The sequence below is a fragment of the Chryseobacterium sp. Leaf404 genome, assembly GCF_001424145.1.
In the GTDB taxonomy this organism is placed as follows: domain Bacteria; phylum Bacteroidota; class Bacteroidia; order Flavobacteriales; family Weeksellaceae; genus Chryseobacterium.
Window position 1 is genome coordinate 31,209 of the sequence record NZ_LMQM01000010.1, and the last position, 20,233, is coordinate 51,441.

The following is a 20,233-nucleotide window of genomic DNA, read 5'->3' on the forward strand; positions in this document are numbered from 1 at the left end:
ATGAGTATAAATCATAAAATTGCAGTCATTGGTCTTGGCTACGTGGGTCTACCTCTTGCAAGACTTCTAGCGACAAAATATGCTGTCGTAGGTTTTGATATCAACCAAGAAAGAGTTTCGGAACTTAATAACGGCAGAGATTCAACTTTAGAGATAGAGGAGGCTCTTCTCAATGCTGTTTTAACAAAAATAAATCCTTTTCAAAGCGAAACTGAAGGATTGCTCTGCAGTTCTGATATCAAAGATATTTCTGAGGCTACCGTTTACATCATCACGGTTCCCACACCGGTTGATAAGCACAACAGACCAGATCTTACGCCACTGTACAAATCTTCAGAAACTGTAGGGAAAGTTTTGAAAAAAGGCGACATCGTAATTTACGAATCTACCGTATATCCTGGAGTGACAGAAGAGGAATGCGTTCCTGTTTTAGAGAAAACTTCAGGACTTCAGTTTAATGAGGATTTCTTCGCAGGCTATTCACCGGAAAGAATTAATCCCGGCGACAAACTTCATACAGTAGAAAAAATATTGAAGGTGACATCTGGTTCTACGCCAGAAATCGGAAAAATTGTTGATGATTTATACAAATCTGTGATTACTGCGGGTACTCATCTCGCTCCCACCATCAAAGTGGCAGAAGCCTCTAAAGTGATTGAAAACTCACAGCGTGATGTAAACATTGCCTTTATGAACGAGCTTGCAAAAATATTCTCGCTGATGAATATTGATACCCACGACGTTTTGGAAGCTGCAGGAACGAAATGGAATTTTCTGAAATTTAAACCAGGCTTGGTAGGCGGTCACTGCATCGGTGTGGATCCTTTTTATCTGGCTCAGAAGGCGCAGGAGATTGGATACTATTCTGAACTTATTTTAAGTGCAAGAAGACTGAACGATTCTATGGGCTCTTTTGTAGCATCGCAGGTTATCAAATTAATGATACAGAAGGATATTAAAATAAAAGGAGCTAAGATTTTGAATTTAGGCATTACTTTTAAAGAAAATTGTCCCGACATCAGAAACTCTAAAGTAATCGACGTGATTGCAAATCTGGAAGAGTATGGATTTGATGTTCATACCTACGATCCCTGGGCAGATCATCAGGAGGTTTCTAAAGAGTATGGAATCAGTCTTATCTCTAAAATAAGCAGTTCTGAAAAATATGACGCTATCATTCTTACAGTTTCTCACAATGAATTTCAGGATTTAGACCTTAAAGGTCTTCTTACAGAAAACGGTATTATTTACGATGTAAAAGGTAGTTTAAGTAAAGAAATTGCAGACAGAAGACTGTAAAAAAACTTTAGGTTAATAAAACCTGACAATGTAATCCTATATTTGTACCATAAAAAAACACCAGATTTTTAGAAAAAAGACCTAAACTTTTTGCAGAAGAGATGTTTTATAATAAACTCAAAATGTAAAAAGTAAATATTTTGATAGAGCATGAAAATATACAACGTAATATTGTCAGGAGGGGTAGGAAGCAGGCTTTGGCCCCTTTCAAGAAAAAATCATCCCAAGCAGTTTCTCAAAGTTTTTGAAGGAAAATCTTTGTTTGAATTAACCGCTGAAAGAAATAAAAAAGTAGTGGATGAACTGATGGTAGTGGGGAATTCTGATCACATCGAGTGGAGCAGAGATTTACTGAAAGACATCGATCTTCCCAAAACATTTGTTACCGAAACCATCGCAAGGAATACGGCTGCAGCAATAGGATTTGCCGCTTTGGCAGTACAGCCGGATGATGTATTGATTATTACCCCTTCAGATCATCTGATTCAGAATCAGGAGGCTTACGAAAAGTCTTTGCTGGAAGCTGTAGAGCTGGCAAAAAGAGATTTCGTAGTGACCTTTGGCGTAGTGCCTACCAAGCCTGAAACGGGATACGGATATATAGAATATGAAGGTAAAGATGTGCTTTCATTCAGAGAAAAACCGAATACGGATACTGCCCAGGAATTTTTAGATAAAGGCACATTTTTGTGGAACTCAGGAATGTTCTGCTTTAAAGCAGGTGTACTCTTAGAAGAACTGAAGAAATACCAGCCGGAAGTCTATGAAAAATCTCTGGAAGCCTGGGAAAAATCTGAAAACAATCTGCTGGATGAAGAATCGTGTAAGCAGATCCCTTCAATCAGCATCGATTATGCTGTGATGGAGCGTTCCAGACAGATCAAGGTGGTTCCTGCCAATTTCAGATGGAATGACTTGGGCTCTTTTGAATCTCTGTACGACTATCTTCGCACGACGGGTCATCCCACAGATGAAAACGGAAATATGGTAATTGGTACGGAAATTTTCACAGCCTTTGTAGGAATGAAAAACTGCATTTTTGTGCACACACCGGATGCTTTACTGGTTTTACAGAAAGAAAAATCTCAGGATGTAAAAAAGATTTACAGCCAGCTGGAGAAATATCAGTCTACTTTAAGGTAAATGCTGTGAATTTTCAATCTGGAGATCTTCTATATAAAATAAACTGAGCACAGGGAACTGATTAAGAGAAAAAAAGATTCGCTTTTTGACGAACAAATCAATTTTCAAAGGATTTCAGAGACAGATTGGAGATTATTCAAATGATGAAAAAAGTTGGTTGGCAGCCAGAGTTTATTTTCAGACTAAGCTCAGGAAGGTGATTTGAAATGCAGTCTGTGAGCATATTTATTTTTCATTAAAAATAAAAACCAAAGTATATATTGGAATTTTTAAAAGACAAAATTTTAAGGCAGAATTTTTCATATCTGTTTATTTTACAAATTGCTAACTATATTATTCCTCTGTTTTTGTTTCCGTATCTGGGTAGAATTTTGGGGGCAGAAAATTTTGGAAAAATAATGTTTGCCCAGGCTTTTGTTGCATACTTCGTTTTACTTACAGACTTCGGCTTCAATGTTTCTTCCACTAAAAATGTTTCAGATTCTTTTAATAAGAAAGATAAAATAAGCAGAATTTTTTGGAATACTTTATTTGCAAAGATGCTCCTGCTGGGAATCAGCTGTCTGATTTTCATCATTATTATTTTTTCCTTCAGTAAATTTCGCTCTGAAAATATATTATATCTCATAAGTTTTGTAAGTGTTTTATCATCTGTTTTTTTGCCTTTGTGGCTGTTCCAGGGTTTAGAAAAAATGGGTGCTTTGGTTCTTGTTAACACAATTCCAAAAATTGTGATGTGCTTTGTGACGGTTTTAATTGTGAAGACTTCAGATGATTATGTTCTGGCTTTACTTATTCAGGTAATGGCTACTATGGCATCTTCGTTACTGAGCCTGATTATTGTATTTAAACTGAAACTTGTTTCTTTTGCAAAACCCACTCTGAAAGAAGCTCTGAAACAGATTCATGATGGATGGCATATTTTTGCCACCAGCCTGTCTACAAATTTATATACTACTACAAATACTGTAATTTTAGGATTAATTATTGGCAATGGTGCAGTAGGCATATACTCTGCGGGAGACAAGATTGTTCGCGCTGTCATCGGCCTTTTATCTTCCACCACGCAGGTGGTATTTCCCAGAGTGAATGCGTATTATCTGGAATCCAAACTAAAAAGTTTTTCTTTCAGCATACAAATGATCAGGGTAATGTCTGTGATCTGTGTTGTGATAGGATTTCTGCTTTATTTTTTTGCAGGTGAGATTATAGTGCTGGTTTTTAAAAATGGTGATTTTAATAAATCGGTAGATGTCTTAAAATACTCATGTCTTTTGCCGTTGTTCTCGATTATTAACGGGCTTATCGCTGTCAATATATTTATAACTTTTGGCTTTAAGAGTCAGCTCTTAAAAATTGTTTTCTTTGGTTGCCTGTTCAGTTTGGTTTGCATTACTCCAATGGTTTATTATCTTGAAGAAATAGGTGCAGTATTGTGCGCAGTTCTTACTGAGGTATTGATATTTTTTCTTTTACTGAAGTTTATGAAAACTGAAGTTTTTAAAAATAAGCTCTCAGGAGAAAATAATCTGTTTTAAAAAAGATCAAAAATATTTTAAATAAGGCAAAATTAGGCAGAAAAAAAGATTTGAACTGAAAAATGTGGAAATTCTAAATTGTTTTGGTAAAAAAATCTATGAACATCAAAAAGTTTAATAAGTAGGTAATTAGTATGATAACTGTAGAAATTGTAGAGGTTTTCCGTCAATCAAAAATTAAAAACATTCTCTCATGAGCTTGCTGATTATTACCGCTGCAATAGAAATCAGGAGAAATGATATTTACAGTCTGAATATCAAAGATACAGATGTGAGACTTCAGCAATATTTAGACGCTCTTACCTACGCTGTAAAAAATTACAAAAATGTAAGTGCTGTTATTTTTTGTGATAATACCAATTATATCTATGACTACAGTGATATAAAGAAGTTAGCAGAAGAAAATAACAAAAAACTTGAAATTTTATCATTTTTAGGCGATGTGCAGTCTGTTGTTGATTATGGTAAAGGATATGGCGAAGGTGAAATCATGCAGTACATATTTAAAAAAAGTGAACTGCTGTATGAATATGAATCTTTCTGTAAGCTCACGGGAAGACTTATTGTGAAAAATTTTAATGAGATCAATCTGCATAATGATGACAACAGATTTATTTATCATTCAGGAAAAATGTACGGAGCTGAGTATTCCTACGTAAGTACAGTGTTTTATAAAATAAACAGGAACACATATCTTAAGTATTTTATCAATGCACATCAAAACGTGAAAGACATGGAAAAGAAATATCTGGAAGTTATTTTCTTTCAGGTATTGATTAACAACTCAATAGAGAGCAGGTCTTTCAATACTTTCCCGGATATTTCGGGTTATTCCGGATCAACCGGAGATCAATATGATTTATCAGGTATAAAATTATTTATGGAGAAAACTTTTAATTTTTTTGGACTGCACAACATACAGTCAGGTACTTTTAAAAACATGATAATCAATTGTATCACGCTTGTTAAAAATGCTATTAAATAGAATAAAACGTATTTTCGGTTTTACGATGTGTTTTGATACCTTTAAATTTGAAGCCAGGATATAATTGAAATTTTTACAGTTAATTCTTAACTGATTTAATAATTATTACAGAAAGAAGATGAAAACCCCATTAATATCTATAATTACTGTTGTTTATAACGGTGAAAATACCATCAGGCAGACGATAGAAAGTGTTCTTAATCAGACTTACAAAAATATAGAGTATATAATAGTAGACGGAAAAAGCACAGATAAAACTTTAGATATTATAGATGATTATAAAGACAGGATTGCCCATGTCATCAGCGAGAAAGATAAAGGAATCTATGATGCTATGAATAAAGGAATTGCTCTTGCAAAAGGTAAAGTAATCGGGCTGATCAATGCAGACGATTATTATGAAAATGATGCTGTTGAGCACATAGCGCGTCATTACCAGCCAGGTATGGTAAATTACTATGGCGCCATGAGAAGTATTGATGAAGATGGTAAAACCTTTGTGTCACCGCCTGTGCAGCATCTTGATAAGCTGAAAAGAGGTATGGTTGTGAGCCATCCATCACTGTTTGTAAATAATGAAGTGTATGAAAAATATGGTGTGTTCTCTTTAGATTATAAGGTTGCTGCAGACTGGGATTTCACCCTGCGCTGTTTCATGAAAGGAGTAACATTTATAAAAATTGAAAAAATTATAAGCAATTTCCGTATTGGAGGAGTGAGTGGCGCACTTTCAAAAAAACATCTGAGAGAATTATCTGTTATCAGAAAAAAAAACGGTGCCGCAGGTACTGTAGATTTTTATTATTTGTACGACAGCTTAAGATTTTTTATATTCGGAAAGCACCTTTACAGATTATTTTTATTAAAGAAAAAAATTACAAATGCCAAGTAGAATATTCAGCTTTTTTTTTGTAATACTTTGGTTTTTACCTCCGGTATTTGCATATTTCCGTTTTGATTCCTATACGCTCTCTACTGTAGGAATTGTTCTGCTTTTTAATATTGTATATTACCTGTACGAAAAAAAGGTATTCATCACCAGAAAGTTTTTTTCAATTCTCACATTATCCTTAAGTTTCATACTTATTCATTCTTTTTTGGCTGCCGTATTTTTTTTTAAAGGCTATAATTTAGGCAGAAATCTCTCATCAATATTGATGCTGATGATACTTTTGGTAGGCGCCTTCAACTTTAGTAATGTCCTCCCACAGTTACCTAAAGATTTTTTAACCAGGATGATTACCAGGATTTTTTATGTCTATATCTTTTTAATTATCCTTTCTTTAATTGTCAATGTGGCTCCAACCCGTTACGCAAAACCTATTTTCCCATATTCAGAACCATCGCATCTTGCATTGTTTTTTGGTCCCGTGATCGCTTATCTGATCATCGTCAGTAAAAGTAGAATGAAAAGACTGCTGCTTATTTTCACAGGCGTATTGGTTGCATTAGTTATCAAAAACATGACGTTATTGGTAACTATGATTATCATCTCTGTATTTGTTTACAACATTTATGTAATCCCGATTTTGATTCTCAGCAGTGTGGGGCTCTTCTTTTTTTCAGATTTAGATTATTTTTCTGAACGTGTTGATTTTACAAACATGCACAAGACCAACAATCTCTCTACATTGGTTTACGTAAAAGGTTTTCAGCTGATAGATGAAGGATTGAAGGTCACCAAAGGTTGGGGCATTGGTTTTCAGCAGTTGGGGCATGTACCCCTCCGAACAGATATTGGAGATTATATGAAAGCCAAAATGAATGGCCTTGAACTGAATTCACAGGATGGAGGTTTCACTGCTGCAAAAGTGATAGCAGAACTGGGAATTGTAGGGGTTTTACTGTCTGTTATGTTCATTTACTACCTTTTAAAACAATGGAACCGGTACAGAAAAATATCCAAAACAGTAATCAGTTCTCACGAAGCATTATTTTTTGCAAGTATAATAACGGTATTTTCTGAATTTTTCTTTCGTGGTATAGGTTATTTTTCGGCTTCTATATTTCTTTTTATGGCAGTGTTGATGCTTAGAAAATCTGATTCAGAAATGCATATATCAAAGGAACTGTAACAGGCTTTCACTGTAAAATAACGAAAAACTACATTTTGCATAAATATAAAATCCAGAATTTTTGGTATGGAAAATAAACTGCTCATAGACGCAATCTACATCAACGACAGCGGAGGCAAAATTCTGCTGGACTATCTTTTGCTGGAACTCGAAAAATCCGGGAGAAAATGCATTTATCTCTTAGACAAAAGGGTAGAAGGGAATGTAGACTTTCTACAGAATACCGCAAATGAAGTCTATTTTTTGGAAGGCTCACTGTACAAAAGACATCTTTTTTACCTCAAGCATAAAGACAGATTTGCTTCTGTACTGTGTTTTGGTGATTTACCGCCAAGTGTAAAGCTTAAGGCTAAAGTTTTCACCTACCTACAGTCTGATTTATACATTAAAGTTCCGAAAGATTCTTCATTAAAGTTTAGATTTTTATTTTTCTTAAAACAGACTGTTCTCAGATTTCTTTGTAAAAACAGTGATTTTTGGATGCTGCAGACAGAAACAATCTCCAGAAATTTCAGAAATAAATTTAATGTTGCTGAAGATAAACTGATGTTGATGCCCTTTTATCCACCCTTTAGGAAAGAAAGAATAATGGTGAGAGAAAAAGACAGCTTTGTTTTTGTGAGCAATGCGGTGCCCCATAAAAACCACCTCAGACTCATCAATGCATTCTGTAAATTTTTTGATAATGAAAAAAGAGGGAAACTCACCGTAACCGTCGATCCAGTGTACCAAAATCTGATCAGTTTAATTCAGGAAAAACAAAACCTGGGATATCCTATTGTAAATCTGGGTTTTGTAGAAAGAGAAAAACTGGCAGAAGTTTACAGTGCATCAGAATTTCTGGTGTATCCATCACTGGCAGAAAGCTTCGGTCTTGCTATTTTAGAAGCTATAGACTGCGGCTGTAAGGTGATTGGCGCAGATCTGCCGTATTTGTATGCAGTATGTAAACCTTCTTTAACATTTAACCCTTTAGATGAAGATTCTATTGCAAAAACATTATCTTTATCGCTCAAAACCACTCTTCAGCCCTCATTGAGTAAGACAGAAAATGAAATTGAAAAATTATTAAAAACACTGTAAAAAAAATTATTAAATTGAGAATGTTTAGCCCTCACGATTAATGCACAGCCCAAAGATTTGTTCCCGAACCGTAATGGATGATACGGATCCTAAAATTGTTTTCAACGAAAAAGGTGAAAGCGATTACGTTACCAATTTTGAAGAAAATATTCTCCCTTCCTGGAATTATGGCGCTGGCAGTAAAGATTACATCATGAAGGTTGCAGAAAAAATCAGAAAAAGCAGGAAAAATAACAGCTATGACTGTATTATAGGGATCAGCGGGGGATTAGACAGTTCATATATGCTGTACATTGCAAAGGAAGTAATGGGCCTCAATCCGTTGGCATTTCACGTAGACGCCGGCTGGAATACCAGTCAGGCGGTATCCAATATAGAAAAATTAGTCAAAGGTTTAAAGATTGATCTGTATACAGAAGTGATCGATTGGGAAGAAATGAAAGATCTGCAGCTCGCATTTCTGAAATCTCAGATTCCGGATCAGGATCTGCCACAGGATATTGCATTTTTTTCGGCACTTTATAAATATGCAAGAAAAAATAATATCAAATATATTCTTACAGGTGCCAACTTCTCTACAGAATGCTGCAAAGAACCGGAAGACTGGGGAGCGTACGCAGGAATAGACAAGAGATTGATTACCGATATCCACAGAAAATTCGGGAAAAAGGAGCTTAAAAAATTTCCTGTAATCGATATTCTGGAATACAAAATTTTTTACAAATATTTTGTGGGAATGCATATATTCAATCCGCTCAATCATATCCGGTTTTTGAAAGAAGAAGCAGAAAATACTCTCGGAAGTAAATTTGGATGGGAAAAATTTGGGCATAAACACCACGAGTCGGTATTTACAAGATTTTTTGAAGACTATTGGCTTCCGAGGAAATTTGGTTTTGACAGAAGGAAAGTTCATTTTTCCAGTCTTATTCTCACAGGGCAAATGAGCCGCACAGAAGCACTCGAGCGTTTGAAGATTCCGGAAATATCAGAACCTGATGTCGCCAATGAATTTGAATACGTTGCCCACAAATTAGATTTATCAGTACAGGAATTACAGCACATTTTTAATGGTAAAAATAAAACCTTCAGAGATTATAAAAACAAAAGAAACTTTATAGGCCTGGGAGCAAAAGTGCTCAAAGGTTTAGGTTTAGAAAAGAGACTTTTCAGATGATTACAGTAGTTGATTATGGCATAGGAAACATCCGAGCTTTTGTAAATATATATGAAAAGCTGCAGATTTCTGTAAAAACTGCCAGAAATATTGAAGATTTAAAAGATGCAGAGAAGCTTATTTTACCGGGAGTAGGAAGCTTTGACTTTGCTATGGGAAATCTTGAAAATTCAGGAATGAAAGATGGGCTGAATCATTTGGTTCTCGAAAAAAAAGTTCCCGTTCTGGGTGTGTGTCTGGGAATGCAGCTGATGGCAGATGCCAGTGACGAAGGGAAATCCAAAGGTCTGGGATGGATAAAAGGACAGGTGAAAAAAATTGATGCAGCTAAAGTTCCGCATCAAAGTAAGCTGCCGCACATGGGCTGGAATGAAGTCTGTTTTACAAAAAAAAGCGTTCTGCTGGATGATGTAGAAAACAACAGTCTTTTCTACTTTCTGCACTCCTATTATTTGGATTGTTACCAGAAAGATAAGGTTTTGGGAGTTTCAGACTTTGCCGGAGAATTCGCTTCAGCAGTGCATCATGAGAATATTTATGGCACTCAGTTTCATCCAGAAAAAAGTCATTCCCGCGGAGAAAAATTATTGTTTAACTTTGCGAAACTGTAGTTAAATGATTAGACCAAGAATAATTCCGAGTTTACTGATACGAGAGAAAGGTCTTGTAAAAACAGTGAACTTTAAGAATGAAAAATATATTGGCGATCCGCTCAATGCAGTGCGTATTTTTAATGAAAAAGAAGCTGATGAAATTGTAATATTTGATATTGATGCTTCGGTAAAAAATACGGAACCCGATTTTAAACTCATCGGAAAAATAGCCAGACAGTCGCGAATGCCTGTTTGCTACGGTGGAGGCATAAAATCAGTAATCACAGCTCACAAAATACTTGAACTGGGAGTAGAAAAAATAGCACTCTCTTCATTATTTTTTGAGGATGTAGATGCTGTTGCAGAAATGGTCAGAACTTTAGGCTCACAAAGTGTAGTTTTGGTTTTAGACTTAAAGAAAAATAGCGAAGCCGGATATACTGTTTTTGTGCACAACGGGAATGTTAAGATTGAAGAAAGCATAATCTCAGTAATTTCACGGGCAGAAAAAACAGGAGTGGGTGAAATTATCATCAATTCTATCGATAGAGACGGAACAATGCAGGGCTATGACCAGGATTTATTGGAAAAAGTTCGGAAAGCAACTGATCTTCCACTCACTTTTCTGGGTGGAGCTGGCAGTTCAGATGATATAAAAAAAGTAATAAATAAACACGGAAATGTGGGGATAGCCGCAGGAAGCCTTTTTGTATACTGTGATACAAAAAAAGCTGTACTCATCAACTATCCGTCGCAGGAAGAAAAAAATAAATTATTCAAATATTAAACATGCAGATTACTAATAAAATATTGCTGATTACCGGTGGTACCGGATCTTTCGGAACTGCGGTGCTTAACAGATTTTTGTCTACTGATCATTTCAAAGAGATTCGTATTTTTTCCAGAGATGAGAAAAAACAGGATGATATGCGGAATTTCTACAAAAATGATAAAATCAAATATTTTATTGGCGATGTACGGGATTGCAACAGTCTGGATTATGCAATGAAGGATGTAGACTATGTTTTTCACGCTGCAGCATTGAAGCAGGTTCCGTCATGCGAGTTTTTTCCCATGCAGGCAGTAAAAACAAATGTGGAAGGCACTCAGAATGTAATCAGGGCAGCTTCCTCAAACGGAGTGAAAAAAGTGATCTGCCTGTCTACAGACAAAGCAGCTTATCCCATTAATGCCATGGGAATTTCAAAAGCAATGATGGAAAAAGTTGCGGTAGCTGAAGCCAGAAATCTGAAAGATACTGTAGTTTGCTTAACAAGATACGGGAATGTAATGGCGTCACGAGGTTCTGTAATTCCATTATTTCTTTCCCAAATTGAGAATAATGAAGATATTACGATCACCGATCCGGAAATGACCCGTTTTTTAATGTCTCTGGATGAGGCTGTAGAGCTGGTGCTATTCGCATTTGAAAACGGAAATGCCGGTGACCTGTTTGTAAATAAAGCTCCCGCAGCAACAATTGGTGATCTCGCACAGGCAGTTCTGGAACTGAAGAATGCACAAAATAGAGTGAAAATTATTGGTACCAGACATGGCGAAAAACTCTATGAAACACTTTGTACCCGTGAAGAAATGATGAATGCTGAAGATATGGGTGATTTTTACAGAATTCCCTCAGACAACAGAGATTTAAACTACGCAAAATATTTTTCCGAAGGTCTCAGAATAGAGACACCACTGGAAGATTACAACTCTCATAACACAAAAAGGGAAAATGTGGAAGGTGTAAAGAGATTATTAATGAAACTTGATCTTTTTAAATCCAAAAACCAAAGCAGTTCTGAACCACAGGTGTTTTAAAAAAAAGATTGTTGAAAGCATAAAATATAACAAATGAAGAAACTGAAGGTAGCTACAATTTTGGGTACCAGACCGGAAATTATAAGACTGGCAGAATGTATAAAAAAATGTGACATGTATTTTGATCACGTTCTCATTCATACAGGCCAAAACTATGATTATGAACTTAACGAAATCTTTTTTGAAGACCTTGAATTAAGAAAACCAGACTATTTTCTGAATGTCGCAGGTAGCCACCTGGGTGAAACCATCGGAAATGTAATTTCAAAATCATTCGAAATTTTAGCCAAGGAAATGCCGGATGCACTTTTGGTTTTAGGAGATACAAACAGTGTTTTAAGCACCATCGCAGCTAAAAGATTAAAAATCCCTATCTTCCACATGGAAGCAGGGAACAGATGTTTTGACCAGAATGTTCCCGAAGAAATCAACAGAAAGATTTCAGATCACATCAGTGATATTAATCTTACATACACAGAAAACAGCAGGAGATATCTTCTGAGCGAAGGCTTCAGAAAAGACCATGTTTTTGTTACCGGGTCACCACTAAGAGAGGTTTTAAACAAATATTCGGATAAAATTGAAAACTCCAACGTAGTTGAAGATTTATCTTTACAGGAAAATAATTTTATCGTGGTAAGTGCACACCGGGAAGAGAATATTGACCTTGACAATCATTTTGAAATACTGGCAGAGTCTATTAACGCAGTGGCGGAAAAATATCAGATGCCGGTGATCTTTTCCACACATCCCCGCACCAAAAACAGAATAGAAAAAAATAAGATACAGTTTCATCCACTGGTAAAAAATGTAGCACCGCTTGGCTTCTTTGATTACGTAAAATTACAGAGCAAATCATTTATCGTTCTTTCAGACAGCGGAACCATAAGTGAAGAAGCAGCAATGATGGGTTTTCCTGCAGTGAGTATCCGTACAAGTACAGAAAGACCTGAAGCGATTGATGCCGGTACAATTGTGCTGGGCGGAATTACCAAAGATCAGATGCTTAACGCTATCGAAATTTCAAAAGGTCTGCACGATCCGGAAATCACACTCCCATTTGAGTACAGTGTAAACAATACTTCAGATCGTGTAATCAAGGCTATACAAAGCTATTCTTCCATCGTTGATAAAGTAATATGGAACAAAAAATAAAAAAAATTCTTGTTTTAGGAGTCAAAGGAATGGCGGGTCACGTAATTTACAGTTACCTGTCTCAAAATCCTGCTTTAGATGTTTTTGGAATTGCCAGAAATAATTCTGATGACAAAAAACTTATCAACTTAGATGTTTCAAAAGCAGAAATTTTAGAAAAAACAGTAAAATCAGGTAATTTTGATGTCGTCATCAACTGCATCGGTATTTTAAACAAGGATGCTGAAGATCATCCTGCCAAAGCCATTTGGTACAACAGCTATTTTCCGCATTTTTTAGAGCAGATTACGGCAGATTCAGAAACCAGAATTTTTCACATCAGCACAGACTGCGTTTTTAACGGAAAAAAAGGTAACTATGCCGAAAATGATATGAAAGATGGTGAAGGTTTCTATGCACAGTCCAAAGCTTTAGGTGAAATTGAAAACAGTAAAGATCTTACACTCCGCACCTCAATTGTAGGGCCTGAGCTGAACAGAAACGGCATTGGTCTTTTCCATTGGCTGATGAATCAGAATGGCGAAATTAAAGGGTATACTTCTGCAATCTGGAGTGGTGTTACCACTTTAGAGCTGGCAAAAGCTGTTGAGTTTTTTATAGAAAACAAACACCGCGGCATTGCCCATCTTACAAACGGAATTCCCATCAATAAGTATGATCTGATTTCTTTATTCAAAGAGATTTGGAAAAAAGAGAATATCAATATTGTTCCTTTTGACGGGAAGAAAGTAGATAAATCTTTAAAAAAATCATTAGTTTTACCATACCATGTACCTGATTACAGAGAAATGCTTGAGGATCAGTATCTGTGGATGAAAGAACATGCTAATTTATATAACTATTAATGAGAATCCTGGTCATTTCTCAGTATTTCTGGCCTGAGAATTTTAAAATAAACGATCTCTGTCTCGGGCTCAGAGACCGTGGGCATCACATTGAAGTTCTCACAGCAATTCCCAATTATCCCACTGGAAAGTTTTTTGAAGGTTATTCTTTTTTTAAAGATAAAGATGAGGTATGGAATGATATTAAAATTCACAGAAGCAAAATTTTTTCCAGAGGCAGTGGCGGGATCAGATTAATGATCAACTATTTTTCATTCGTGTTTTTCGGAAGCTTTAAAGCTAAAAAATTAAAAAGAAATTTTGACTGTATCTTTGTTTATGAGCCTTCGCCCATCACAGTGGGAATTCCAGCGATTGTGGCTTCCAGAAAGCTTAAAATTCCATATTATTTCTGGGTTCAGGATTTGTGGCCGGAAAGTCTTACAGCAGCAGGGGGAATTCAGAACAAATATATTCTTGGGTTTTTTCACAAGATTACTCAGATTATATACAAAAATGCTGAAAAAGTTCTGGTGCAGTCGCAAGGCTTTAAAGACTACATTATCAATCAGAAGACAGACCCGGAAAAGATTATTTTTTATCCCAATTCCACTGAGAATTTTTATAAACCTATGCCTGCAGAGCCTGAATTTTCAGAAAAATTACCTTCAGGATTCCGAATCACCTTTGCAGGGAATTTAGGGGAAGCCCAGAGTCTGCTCACCGTTCTTAATGCAGCCAGAATTGTAAAAGAGAAAGGTTTTTCAGAAATAAAATGGGTATTCCTGGGCAATGGAAGGCAACGCCAACAGCTCGAGCAGTTTGTAAATGAGCACCATCTGAGCGATGTTGTCACTTTTCTGGGGGCATATCCTTCCGCAGATATGCCGGGATTTTTTGCGGCAAGCGATGTATTGATTTGCAGCCTTAAGAAAGATAAAATTTTTTCTCTTACCATTCCGTCAAAAATTCAGTCTTACCTGGCTTGTGGCAAACCCATTTTAGCATCATTGGATGGGGAAGGGGCAAAGATTGTAGAAAAAGCAGATGCGGGCTATGCATCACCGGCAGAAAATGCAGTGGAACTGGCAGAAAATGCGGTCAGAATTTATAAAATTTCAGAAAACGAAAGAAAACAAATGGGAAATAATGCCTTACAATATTACCGGAAAGAATTTGAACGGGAAATGCTTTTAGACAAACTTATTTTAATTTTAGAAGGTAAAGTATGAAAATAACCATCACAGGAATAACAGGCTTCGTCGGGAAAAATTTATCTGAATTTCTTACTGAAAATTCATGTGACGTAAGCGGGCTTTCTCTCAGGAGTAACTGGCTTTTTCCTCAGGATGCCAGTGCAGTTATTCATCTTGCAGGTAAAGCACACGACACAGCCAAAACTTCTGATGAACAGGAATATTTCAGGATTAATACAGATTTAAGCATTCAGCTTTTTGATCAGTTTATAAAGTCTGATGCGAAAGATTTTTTCTATTTCAGTTCTGTGAAAGCCACCGCGGATACCGTTGAGGGAATTTTGGATGAAAATCATATTTCAGATCCGAAAACTCCTTACGGCAAATCTAAAATGGAGGCAGAAAATTATGTTCTGAGTAAGACTTTACCAGCAGGCAAAAGACTATTCGTTATCCGCCCATGTATGATTCACGGGCCGGGAAATAAGGGCAATCTCAACTTACTGTATAAAGTGGTGGAAAAAGGCCTGCCCTGGCCGTTGGCTGCTTTTCATAACCAGAGATCATTTTTGAGTATTGATAATCTTAATTATTTAATGTTTGAAATGCTTAAAAATAACAATGTTACTTCAGGCATCTATAATTTTGCAGACGATGACAGTATTTCTACGAATGAACTGATTGAAGTAATTAACTCTGTGGTAGGCAAAAAACCAAAACTTTGGAATATTTCAAGAAATTTTATTGAAAAGACAGCTGCTTTCGGTGATAAATTTAAACTACCTTTGAATTCTGAAAGGTTAAAAAAATTAACAGAATCTTACGTTGTAAGTAATAAAAAGATAAAATACGCTTTAGGTATAGAATCTCTTCCCGTTAAAGTGAAAGAAGGTCTTCAAATCACGTTAAAAACGTTTGTGTAAAAAAGCTAAAAACCAATTCAATTAAAAAAAATTATGATTCGTGCAGTCGATTTCCTATTCGCATTTTTTGGTATCATTTTTCTTTGGCCAGTATTCTGCGTGATATTTATATTGTGCCTTTTTGATACGGGATCACCTGTCTTCATACAGGAAAGAGTAGGGAAACACAAAAAACCCTTTAAACTGATTAAGTTCAGAACAATGAATGTGAATACAAAATCTGTAGCCACACACCTTACCGATAAGGCCTCAGTTACAAAGCTCGGAGTCTTTCTGAGAAACTCAAAAATGGATGAACTGCCGCAACTGATCAACGTTCTGATGGGGAGTATGAGTATTGTGGGGCCAAGACCGAGCTTGTTCAGCCAGGATGAGGTAATTCTTGAACGCGATAAATTAGGGGTACATAATGTAACACCGGGTATCACAGGCCTGTCTCAGATTCAGGGTATAGATATGTCCAGACCTTATGAGCTGGCAGTTTCAGATGCGGAAATGATCAGAAATTTCAGTCTCCCAAACTATTTTAAATATATTTTCGCTACTGTAGGAGGTAAAGGGCAGGGCGACAGAATTGTTAAGAAGTGAAGCTCTACGATTTTCACTCCACAGTTTAGTTCCCGAAGTTTTTATCAACAGAAAGATCTATTTGTTTTGTACAATCTGTGTACTGCAAAAGCCTATGAAAACTACCAAATTAAAATTGTGAATTATTTTACATAAGTCTGTTTTATATGTTTCTGTTATATTTTATACCTAGATTTTTTAGGCAGATATTATGTGGGTCATTCTTGCGAGCCGATGGATGAAAGATTAAGAAAACACCTGTCGGATCACAAAGGATTTACAGCAATAGCAAAAGATTGGATTGTTGTATACATATAAAAAGTTCAGGATAAAAATTAAGCTTACAATAAAGAGCTGGAAATTAAATCCTGGAAAAGTAAAATGAAAATAAAAAAAATGATTGAGATGTCTGTATAGATCACCCTCCTAATCTAAATAACTAAAAACCGTTAAACTGCCTCTCCTCTTTTTCAAACTCATCCCTGATTCCTGCCAGGAGATTTTCTTTTGACAAGGTATCCTTCTTTTCTTCAATTGCTAAAAGTGATGCGTGAAGAACCGCGGATGCAATCTGGGCACCGGTAAGCTCATAATTTTTTGCAATATGACGTAAAAGTTCCGGCTGAACCGAAACTTTTTGGGGAACTGCATTTTGCCACAGTTTCAGACGCTCGTCCTGCGTAGGTTTTTGAAATTTAATTACAGAATTAAATCTTCTTAAAAAAGCTTCGTCAATATTATTTTTAAAATTGGTTGTCAGGATCACCAATCCATTAAACTGTTCAACTCTCTGTAAAAGATAACTCACTTCCTGATTGGCATACCGGTCATTGGAAGATTTGGCAGATGTACGTTTCCCAAACAGCGCATCGGCCTCGTCAAAAAGAAGAATCCAGTTTTTATTTTCGGCCTTGGCAAAAATTATGTCAAGATTTTTCTCGGTTTCCCCGATGTATTTTGAGACTACCTGCGACAAATCAATTCTGTAAACAGGCCTTCCTAAATCTTTTGCTAAAAGTGTTGCCGCAAGAGTTTTTCCTGTTCCTGAAGGTCCGTAAAAAAGCGTTCTGAAACCAGGCAGCGACTGTCTCTTCATGCCCCATTCATTCATAAGCGTTTGCTGATGTTTTACCCAAAGTTTGATATAATTTAACTGCCTTCTGACGTTTTCATTCACTATAAAATCCTTCCAGTACAACATCGTTTTAATTTCCTTTGCCGGAAAACTGCTGCTAAAAACAGGTTTTAATTTTTCACCAAAACACAGCAGATGAACAGTATCTTTAGACATTATTAATTTGCCGCCCATCAGAGGTTCTCCATCTTTTACCTCTTCTATCCCAAGAATATTTCCGTTATGAAACCAGTGATGATTATTGAAATACTGCTGTATCTTCAAACGTTGTTCAAGGTAATTTTTAGCTAAGAAATACTGCACAGTTTCGCCTGTAGGAAAAAATCCCCGGTTATTTGCTGATCTGGTTCCGCCCAATTCAGCCATATCGCCGCCTTCGGGATACAGTTCTCTGATTATTTCATCAAAAAACGACGGATAGACATGCGGTGTGAGTGCTGCCAGCAGTATAAAACCTTCTTCATGAGAAATTTCTCTGCCAAGAATATCCGAAAATGTTCCTTCAAAGGAAATGTCTTTTGTAGATTCAGATTTTAATTGTTTCGTGATGTAAATCCTAAGCAGATGGTTCATAAGCCTGATTTGTTAGATGCATAATAGCTTTAAAATTTCTCTGTCTGAACAGAACAGCAAAACGGTTGACCGCAATAATTTTTTCTTCGTCTGAAGCTGCCAGAGTATGTTGCAGAAAAGTGATTATTCTTTGCTTCATCAATGCCCAGTCATTTGGTGAATACTCTGTCTGGCGGATTTGTAAAACCACACCAATCATCGTACGGATTGTAAAATTGATGAGAGCGGGTTTAAAACAGTCTGGCAATATTGCCCAGTAAGGAGATAAAAGAATCAAAGGAAACATCCACGGATTCTGTGCTAAAGTATTCACCCGGTCTACCGCTTCATTAAAATTGGCAGCCTTCTTATTTAAATTCTGAATAATGTTTTCCATAATGACATTAGGTCCTGAAAGACGCGAAACTGCTCTGGCAACGGTCTGAAAAACGGCTGTAGATACAGACTGAACTGCATTGGTAAACACACTGAAAATTCCCGACTGAATTACTCTTCCCACCAATATCTGAAATGCGGACTGCAACGTGCCCAGCATTCCCTGCATCCAGCTTATTGCAGATGCAGATACGTTTTTAAAAACCTGCATTCCTCTTAAGACTGGTTGTAAAATGACTGAATTGAGCATATTTCTTGACCGAACCAAAATATTTGTGCCCCAGGAAGATGTTACAAACTGCAGTGCTCCATAAAAGGAAGCGGCAGAATTTGCCAGTATTTCGAGCGGATTTAATGATGAGAAAATACGGATTGTATTTTCGATTACCGAAGTAGCTATTCTTACAGGATTAAGTGCAGCAAGAATTCTGTTCCAGACAGGTGTGATTCTGGCAACTATCCAGAACCAAATGGATTCTGTACTCTGCCAGCTGATGTTGAATGTTCGGGAAATCCAGTTCCACGCAGCAGACAATCCTGTTCTGAGAGGTGAAATAAGACCCCAGGCAAGATTTACTTTTTCAGATAAGTAGGTGAAGGCCTCGCCGGCAAACAATCTGATTCCGTCAAGAGCGGGAACGGCAAAATGAGACCAGATGGAACCTAAATTTCTGTTGATATTATTAAAAGCAGTTCTCAATCTGGATACGGCATTACCCTTTAACTGTCTAATAAAATTTACGATTTTTTCTGCTCCCAGAGCAAAACTATTGCAAGCAGCACCGGAACTTCCCTGTAAAGTTTGAAAAATACCGTCAACAAATTCATTCAAGACACCGTAGAGCCCTTCGTGCTGCAACCTGCTGAAAAGTCCTCCGGTGATTCTGTCCAGTCCTCGTTCAATCATTTCTCGCACAGGACTTACAATATCTGTTCTTAAAAAACTCAGCAATCCGGGAGCGAGCGTGTTTATTATTGATTCTGCCCTTTCTTCTGCCCAGTCTGCAACCCTGCCGCCGATGCTGAGCAACGCCCCGCCCGTTCTGTCCCATACTGAAGAAGCGATTTCACCGATTCGGTCTAAAATTCCTCTCTGAATTTTGGGCTGATGGGTGCTTTTTACTCCGAGTTTTTTAATTTTTCCACCACTTTGCTGAAGCGTATGGGTAAGCTCATGTGCGAGTAAAAATTTTCCGGAATTTTGGGAAGGACTGTACTCTCCGTTTTTAAAATAAATATTATTTCCTACCGTAAAAGCTCTTGCATTAAGATTTTTACTCATGGCATCTGCACGGGAATCTGTATGAATTCTCACAGCAGAAAAATCTACCCCAAACCTGGTTTCCATAAAGTTTTTTGTGCCTTTATCCATCGTCTGGCCACTTCCCTGCGAGCTGTAGATTTGATTTTCTATGTGCGCCGGAGCTAAATTTGTATTTGGCTGAGCAGCACCTCCTGATGATTTTTTTCTCAACTTCTCTTCCTCTTCACAATGCGAACATTTTCTCTGAACTGCATTTACATTATTAACAATCATATCTGCAGGCTGCAAAAGAGACGATCTTTGAACCGAGAATGAAGAGGTGTTTACTATTTTTTCGGCAACAGAATCTGCTTCCGTCTCAAAAGAATCATGGGAGGAACCAATACTCAGTTTTTTTTGAATTACAGCAGGAAAAAAAGGTTTTGATTTTCCTGCAGAAACATTCTTAGAATTCTGTTCACTTATTTTCTGAGCCGAAATCATGGTTATTAATTTTAAAAAATAAAA

The 20,233-nt window shown here is 36.6% G+C and carries 19 protein-coding genes; 17 read left to right on the forward strand and 2 right to left on the reverse strand.

The features are described 5' to 3' along the window. The 17 genes from ASG31_RS05810 to ASG31_RS18860 all read left to right on the forward strand — a co-directional run bounded on the left by ASG31_RS05810 (position 1) and on the right by ASG31_RS18860 (position 16,697). Complete coding sequence (locus ASG31_RS05810; RefSeq protein ID WP_056029113.1) at positions 1-1,299, forward strand: nucleotide sugar dehydrogenase; 1,299 nt, start codon at positions 1-3, stop codon at positions 1,297-1,299. A gap of 150 nt (positions 1,300-1,449) precedes the next feature. Next, complete coding sequence (locus tag ASG31_RS05815; RefSeq protein WP_056029115.1) at positions 1,450-2,442, forward strand: mannose-1-phosphate guanylyltransferase; 993 nt, start codon at positions 1,450-1,452, stop codon at positions 2,440-2,442. Between the two features lie 260 nt (positions 2,443-2,702). Beyond that, the gene (locus ASG31_RS05820; protein WP_056029117.1) at positions 2,703-3,980 is read left to right on the forward strand and encodes a flippase; all 1,278 of its coding nucleotides are present in this window, start codon (positions 2,703-2,705) and stop codon (positions 3,978-3,980) included. 193 nt (positions 3,981-4,173) lie between these two features. Then, on the forward strand, positions 4,174-4,965 hold the full coding sequence (locus ASG31_RS05825) for a hypothetical protein (RefSeq protein ID WP_056029119.1): 792 nt from the start codon (positions 4,174-4,176) through the stop codon (positions 4,963-4,965). 118 nt (positions 4,966-5,083) lie between these two features. Continuing rightward, positions 5,084-5,857, forward strand: coding sequence for a glycosyltransferase family 2 protein (locus tag ASG31_RS05830; protein ID WP_056029121.1), 774 nt, complete (start codon positions 5,084-5,086; stop codon positions 5,855-5,857). Beyond that, positions 5,847-7,040, forward strand: coding sequence for a hypothetical protein (locus ASG31_RS05835; RefSeq protein WP_056029123.1), 1,194 nt, complete (start codon positions 5,847-5,849; stop codon positions 7,038-7,040). The genes ASG31_RS05830 and ASG31_RS05835 overlap by 11 nt, the downstream gene beginning before the upstream one ends. A gap of 66 nt (positions 7,041-7,106) precedes the next feature. Next, the gene (locus ASG31_RS05840; RefSeq protein WP_056029125.1) at positions 7,107-8,123 is read left to right on the forward strand and encodes a glycosyltransferase; all 1,017 of its coding nucleotides are present in this window, start codon (positions 7,107-7,109) and stop codon (positions 8,121-8,123) included. Between the two features lie 40 nt (positions 8,124-8,163). Further along, positions 8,164-9,300, forward strand: a complete 1,137-nt coding sequence (locus tag ASG31_RS05845; RefSeq protein WP_056029127.1) for an N-acetyl sugar amidotransferase — start codon at positions 8,164-8,166, stop codon at positions 9,298-9,300. Continuing rightward, positions 9,297-9,911, forward strand: coding sequence for an imidazole glycerol phosphate synthase subunit HisH (hisH, locus tag ASG31_RS05850; protein ID WP_056029129.1), 615 nt, complete (start codon positions 9,297-9,299; stop codon positions 9,909-9,911). Before ASG31_RS05845 ends, hisH begins: the two co-directional genes overlap by 4 nt. Before the next feature lie 4 nt (positions 9,912-9,915). Further along, positions 9,916-10,680, forward strand: coding sequence for an AglZ/HisF2 family acetamidino modification protein (locus tag ASG31_RS05855; protein WP_056029132.1), 765 nt, complete (start codon positions 9,916-9,918; stop codon positions 10,678-10,680). A 2-nt stretch (positions 10,681-10,682) separates the two neighbouring features. Then, positions 10,683-11,714: a polysaccharide biosynthesis protein gene (locus ASG31_RS05860; RefSeq protein WP_056029135.1), complete on the forward strand. Its 1,032-nt coding sequence runs from the start codon at positions 10,683-10,685 to the stop codon at positions 11,712-11,714. 33 nt (positions 11,715-11,747) lie between these two features. Next, complete coding sequence (wecB, locus tag ASG31_RS05865) at positions 11,748-12,869, forward strand: non-hydrolyzing UDP-N-acetylglucosamine 2-epimerase (protein ID WP_056029138.1); 1,122 nt, start codon at positions 11,748-11,750, stop codon at positions 12,867-12,869. Further along, positions 12,854-13,714, forward strand: coding sequence for a dTDP-4-dehydrorhamnose reductase family protein (locus ASG31_RS05870; protein ID WP_056029141.1), 861 nt, complete (start codon positions 12,854-12,856; stop codon positions 13,712-13,714). The genes wecB and ASG31_RS05870 overlap by 16 nt, the downstream gene beginning before the upstream one ends. Then, positions 13,714-14,925 carry a glycosyltransferase family 4 protein gene (locus ASG31_RS05875; RefSeq protein ID WP_056029144.1) on the forward strand — a complete coding sequence of 404 codons (1,212 nt, stop codon included), beginning with the start codon at positions 13,714-13,716 and terminating at the stop codon, positions 14,923-14,925. The genes ASG31_RS05870 and ASG31_RS05875 overlap by 1 nt, the downstream gene beginning before the upstream one ends. Continuing rightward, positions 14,922-15,812 carry an NAD-dependent epimerase/dehydratase family protein gene (locus ASG31_RS05880; protein WP_056029147.1) on the forward strand — a complete coding sequence of 297 codons (891 nt, stop codon included), beginning with the start codon at positions 14,922-14,924 and terminating at the stop codon, positions 15,810-15,812. The genes ASG31_RS05875 and ASG31_RS05880 overlap by 4 nt, the downstream gene beginning before the upstream one ends. A 33-nt stretch (positions 15,813-15,845) precedes the next feature. Beyond that, entirely contained in the window at positions 15,846-16,400 is a 555-nt protein-coding gene (locus ASG31_RS05885) for a sugar transferase (protein WP_056029150.1), read from the forward strand. A gap of 159 nt (positions 16,401-16,559) precedes the next feature. Continuing rightward, positions 16,560-16,697: a hypothetical protein gene (locus ASG31_RS18860; RefSeq protein ID WP_262483840.1), complete on the forward strand. Its 138-nt coding sequence runs from the start codon at positions 16,560-16,562 to the stop codon at positions 16,695-16,697. A 121-nt stretch (positions 16,698-16,818) separates the two neighbouring features. Here ASG31_RS18860 and ASG31_RS05890 read toward each other — a convergent pair whose 3' ends face one another. Beyond that, positions 16,819-18,087, reverse strand: a complete 1,269-nt coding sequence (locus ASG31_RS05890; protein ID WP_056029154.1) for an ATP-binding protein — start codon at positions 18,085-18,087, stop codon at positions 16,819-16,821. Then, entirely contained in the window at positions 18,071-20,209 is a 2,139-nt protein-coding gene (locus ASG31_RS05895; protein ID WP_056029157.1) for a DUF4157 domain-containing protein, read from the reverse strand. Before ASG31_RS05895 ends, ASG31_RS05890 begins: the two co-directional genes overlap by 17 nt. Between the last annotated feature and the right edge of the window lie 24 nt (positions 20,210-20,233).

Coding starts and splice junctions, on each gene's coding strand:
- ASG31_RS05855 (WP_056029132.1), top strand. CDS start 9,916: ATGATTAGACCAAGAATAATTCCGAGTTTACTGATACGAGAGAAAGGT.
- ASG31_RS05870 (WP_056029141.1), top strand. CDS start 12,854: ATGGAACAAAAAATAAAAAAAATTCTTGTTTTAGGAGTCAAAGGAATG.
- wecB (WP_056029138.1), top strand. CDS start 11,748: ATGAAGAAACTGAAGGTAGCTACAATTTTGGGTACCAGACCGGAAATT.
- ASG31_RS05810 (WP_056029113.1), top strand. CDS start 1: ATGAGTATAAATCATAAAATTGCAGTCATTGGTCTTGGCTACGTGGGT.
- ASG31_RS05815 (WP_056029115.1), top strand. CDS start 1,450: ATGAAAATATACAACGTAATATTGTCAGGAGGGGTAGGAAGCAGGCTT.
- ASG31_RS05845 (WP_056029127.1), top strand. CDS start 8,164: ATGCACAGCCCAAAGATTTGTTCCCGAACCGTAATGGATGATACGGAT.
- hisH (WP_056029129.1), top strand. CDS start 9,297: ATGATTACAGTAGTTGATTATGGCATAGGAAACATCCGAGCTTTTGTA.
- ASG31_RS05840 (WP_056029125.1), top strand. CDS start 7,107: ATGGAAAATAAACTGCTCATAGACGCAATCTACATCAACGACAGCGGA.
- ASG31_RS05880 (WP_056029147.1), top strand. CDS start 14,922: ATGAAAATAACCATCACAGGAATAACAGGCTTCGTCGGGAAAAATTTA.
- ASG31_RS05825 (WP_056029119.1), top strand. CDS start 4,174: ATGAGCTTGCTGATTATTACCGCTGCAATAGAAATCAGGAGAAATGAT.
- ASG31_RS05890 (WP_056029154.1), bottom strand. CDS start 18,087: ATGAACCATCTGCTTAGGATTTACATCACGAAACAATTAAAATCTGAA.
- ASG31_RS05835 (WP_056029123.1), top strand. CDS start 5,847: ATGCCAAGTAGAATATTCAGCTTTTTTTTTGTAATACTTTGGTTTTTA.
- ASG31_RS05830 (WP_056029121.1), top strand. CDS start 5,084: ATGAAAACCCCATTAATATCTATAATTACTGTTGTTTATAACGGTGAA.
- ASG31_RS05875 (WP_056029144.1), top strand. CDS start 13,714: ATGAGAATCCTGGTCATTTCTCAGTATTTCTGGCCTGAGAATTTTAAA.
- ASG31_RS05860 (WP_056029135.1), top strand. CDS start 10,683: ATGCAGATTACTAATAAAATATTGCTGATTACCGGTGGTACCGGATCT.
- ASG31_RS05885 (WP_056029150.1), top strand. CDS start 15,846: ATGATTCGTGCAGTCGATTTCCTATTCGCATTTTTTGGTATCATTTTT.
- ASG31_RS05895 (WP_056029157.1), bottom strand. CDS start 20,209: ATGATTTCGGCTCAGAAAATAAGTGAACAGAATTCTAAGAATGTTTCT.